Below are 3542 nucleotides of genomic sequence, written 5' to 3' on the forward strand. Positions count from 1 at the left end.
TTTTCGGCGGTTGCCGCTCGCATCGCCTCATCGTCCCCATTGCCCACCAGCGGAGATCCGAGGCCGTCCCCCTCAGCGGGGTAAAACGCTACCGGGCAATCAAGGAGCTTCAAGAGCTGACTCAAAGCTATCCGTGCAATGCTTTCGGGATCATCCGCCTGCTGAAGCAGCTGGTTCGTCTCGAGGAGCACGCTCGTGCGAAACGCCGTCCGCCGCGCCTCGCGAGCGTTTCGAGCGATATGGTTCGTAAGCTCCGAGGCAACGATGGCGGCAACGAGCATGATGGCGAACGTGACGAGATAGCTCGTATCGAGCGACTCGAGCGAGAAGCGCGGCACGACAAAGTAGAAATTGTAGAGCACCACCGAGAGGGCAGACGAGAGCAGTGTGTACATGCGTCCCGATGTAACCGTAGCGGTGAGCAGCGTCGATAGGATGTACAGCGAGATGATGCTCGAATCGGTAAATCCCAGCTCATGAAAGCCGAGGCCGATTGCGGTCGATGCCGCCAAGAGCGCGCACATGATGCCAAGATGTGCCGCCGCGCGTCCCTCGCGCCGCGGTGCCCGCGCGTTCGCCCCATCCATGTGCCGCCTCCCTTCGCATTGCTCCTCAGTATAGCGTGGCAAAGCGAACACAACGCGTTCGTTCTTAAGGGGCAATACACCAAATACCTGCATCTTTATGACATTTTAATGTCCAGGCGCTCGAGCTTAACACCACCTTTACCGCTCACGTGCTGTACTGGATTCGACAGCGGGGCATGCCCATGGAACCCATGTGACACGTGTATGTCGCTGTCGAGGAATCTTGGATTCGCTTGTATTTCGTGTGTTTCAGACAATTCACGCGGGGAAGAATCCGAGCTTCTGAACATGGTTCTGCGGACGTCGCGAGAAACGCGCCCGTCGTGGAAAGGAGACCACGCCATGCACGCAATTACCCCAGATGTCCTCGTCGAGGTGCTTATCGGCGCCGGCTGCATCGCACTCTTCGCCTACTGCGCCTTCGTGTTTGCAAGCGTCGGTTGGCGGGTGAAGCGCGCCCGGCGCAGCTCTTCGCTGCCGAACGAGCCGCGGTAGCGGTACGGGCTGGGTGATTGGGGCGCGGGGCATATCGTCCCGTGCTCAAACAGCGCTGTGCGAGCTGCGCGCGGAACGGTACTTCTCCGGTAGTCTCGCGCGCTATGCCCGCGCCTGCTTGCGCGCATCACGCAGCCGAGCGCGATCGAGCGCGGCCTCCGCAGCCGAGAAGCGGCAGTACTGCTGACGATACATGCCAAGCTCGCGCGAACGGCGCGTGGCCTCGGGGTACCAGGGGCGGAAGTCGCGGATCACCGGCGTGAGGCCGTGTGCGGCGGCAAGGCGCTCGAGCACGTCGTTGCAGGTGTCGAAGAGCTGGTAGGGTGACACGGCAAGCGTCGTGGCGATGTGGGTAAAGCCCTCCGCTTCGGCGACGCGGCACGCCTCGGCCAGGCGGAGCGCGTAGCAGGCGCGACACCGCCGCTCACGGTCGCGGGTACCAATGGGTGCCACCCCGCGCTCCCAGCGCTCGGCATCCTCACGCGCCTCGATGAGTGGGATGCCCGCCCCCGCACACCAGCGGCGAAGCTCGGCCAAGCGCCGGTCATGCTCCTCAACGGGCTGGATATTCGGATTCGTCCAGCAGATCGTGGGCTCGAAACCTTCGTCTACCAGCAGACGCACCGGCTCGAGCGAGCACGGCGCACAGCAGGCATGCAGGAGCAGGCGAGTCATTCGGCATCGCTCTCCACCGATGGGCCGGTTGGGGACGTGCCCGGGATGTCCCGATTGGGGACAGGTGCATTTTGGGACATCCGGCGCTCGCGGCGGATGTCCCAAAATGCACCTGTCCCCAATCGGGACATCTCCCCATCCGACTCACCCTCGGCGTAGAAGCACACGCCCCAATCCGTGTCCATGCAAAAGGCAATGGCGGGGTCGCGATGAATCTCTTCGGCATACGCCCAATCGCCCGCACAACCCGTGAGGTGCAGCACGGCAGCGAAGACTCCGACGACCGGTCGTCCGAACGCGACGCCGGCGAGCACGAGCAAAGCCGTGACCGCGAACGTGGGCGCGAGCGAGATCACGAGGTACTGGCACCGCGTGTAGACGATGCCGTCCGCGCAGGCGTAGAGCATGCCGCGTTTCCAATTCGCGCCGAACGTGACGCGCGCGCCGGACGACGCGAAGAGCTTGAAGAACACCCCGTGCACGAGTTCATGGACGATGAACGAGGCTACCGTCGCGATAGCCGCCATGGCAAACCACGCAATATAGCTCCGGAACGAAGTTCCGGCATCCCCCGCGGTGAATATGGCCGCGAGCTCGGGGTCGATCGACACGACGCCAGAGGCGATGAGCGCGAACACCACCACGGCGCCCGCCACCAGCGCCACGATAAACGCCGCGGCGGAAAGTCGCGCCGTACGCTTGAGGAACGCCTCATCTTCAAACGTGTGTATGTCGCTTCGCTTAATCATGTACCTAGCATACACGTGCCCCGGGCTCTGTGCCATAATGAGGGGCTGATCGAACGTCCTTCATCGAAACGACGGGCAAGGAGTCCCCATGGCATCCAAGCTTTCTCGCGATACGCGCCCCAGCTGGCCTCGTCGCGCCATCGTCACGGCGGGCATGCCGTACGGCAACAAGAACCTGCACTTCGGCCACGTGGGCGGCGTGTTCATCCCCGCCGACTTCTTCGCGCGGTTCCTCCGCGACCGCCTCGGTGCCGAAAACGTGCTCTTCGTCTCCGGCACGGACTGCTACGGCTCGCCCATCATGGAGAGCTACCGCAAGCTTCGCGAGGAGGGCTACGACAAGTCGATCGGCGCATACGTGCAGGAAAACCACGACCGCCAGGAGGCGACGCTCGACGCCTACGACATCTCGTGCGACCTGTACGCCGGCAGCGCCCTCGAGCCCGCCGCGCACGTGCACGAGCAGGTGACCGACGAGATCCTTCACCGCCTGATGGAAGCCGGGGTGCTCAACAAGCGCTCCACGCTGCAGTTCTATGACACGCAGGCCGGGCAGTTCCTCAACGGCCGCCAGGTGGTCGGCCACTGCCCCATCCAGGGCTGCAAGTCCGAGAAGGCGTATGCGGACGAATGCGACCTGGGGCACCAGTTCGAACCCGAGGAGCTCATCGCGCCCATCTCGCAGCTCACCGGCACCACGCCGGAGCTCCGTCCGGTCGAGAACCTCTACTTCGACCTGCCGGCGTATCTCGACTACCTCAAACAGCATGTCGAAGAGCTCGAGTGCGACGGCGTCACGCGCTCTGTGGTCACGAAGACCATGGAGGAGTGGCTACTGCCGCCCGTCCTCTACATCCAGAACAAGTTCCGCGAAGCCTTCGACGCCATCGAGGCCGAGCTTCCCGCGCACACGGTTGAAGAGCCCGAAGGCAACAAGAGCTCGTTTACCGTGGTGTTCCCCAGCTGGCAGGAGCGCGACGAGGCGCATGCGGTGCTCGCCCGCGGCGGGCACTGGCATTGAGGGCTACTTCGACGG

At 63.6% G+C, this 3542-nt stretch carries 4 protein-coding genes and 1 pseudogene; 2 read left to right on the top strand and 3 right to left on the bottom strand.

Features of this window, described 5'->3' with window-relative positions; translation table 11 throughout:
- The coding region (locus QZ079_RS08605) for a DUF4118 domain-containing protein (protein WP_297037452.1) at positions 1-587 on the bottom strand (587 nt) is incomplete at its 3' end.
- A gap of 342 nt (positions 588-929) precedes the next feature.
- Here QZ079_RS08605 and QZ079_RS08610 point away from each other — a divergent pair.
- Entirely contained in the window at positions 930-1082 is a 153-nt protein-coding gene (locus QZ079_RS08610) for a hypothetical protein (protein WP_297037453.1), read from the top strand.
- A gap of 102 nt (positions 1083-1184) precedes the next feature.
- Here the strand turns inward: QZ079_RS08610 and QZ079_RS08615 are convergent, their stop codons facing one another.
- Positions 1185-1757: an epoxyqueuosine reductase QueH gene (locus QZ079_RS08615; RefSeq protein ID WP_297037454.1), complete on the bottom strand. Its 573-nt coding sequence runs from the start codon at positions 1755-1757 to the stop codon at positions 1185-1187.
- On the bottom strand, positions 1754-2506 hold the full coding sequence (locus tag QZ079_RS08620; protein WP_297037455.1) for a DUF3267 domain-containing protein: 753 nt from the start codon (positions 2504-2506) through the stop codon (positions 1754-1756). Before QZ079_RS08620 ends, QZ079_RS08615 begins: the two co-directional genes overlap by 4 nt.
- Positions 2507-2594: 88 nt before the next feature.
- Between QZ079_RS08620 and QZ079_RS08625 the strand changes: the two are divergent.
- A pseudogene (locus QZ079_RS08625) lies at positions 2595-3503 on the top strand (class I tRNA ligase family protein); the annotation flags it as partial.
- Positions 3504-3542 lie beyond the last annotated feature (39 nt).

It is taken from the genome of uncultured Enorma sp. (assembly GCA_905210055.1).
Classification (GTDB): domain Bacteria; phylum Actinomycetota; class Coriobacteriia; order Coriobacteriales; family Coriobacteriaceae; genus Enorma.

Bases quoted from the DNA above. Each gene is read 5' to 3' on its own strand.
- QZ079_RS08620 (WP_297037455.1), bottom strand. From the start codon at position 2,506: ATGATTAAGCGAAGCGACATACACACGTTTGAAGATGAGGCGTTCCTC.
- QZ079_RS08615 (WP_297037454.1), bottom strand. From the start codon at position 1,757: ATGACTCGCCTGCTCCTGCATGCCTGCTGTGCGCCGTGCTCGCTCGAG.
- QZ079_RS08610 (WP_297037453.1), top strand. From the start codon at position 930: ATGCACGCAATTACCCCAGATGTCCTCGTCGAGGTGCTTATCGGCGCC.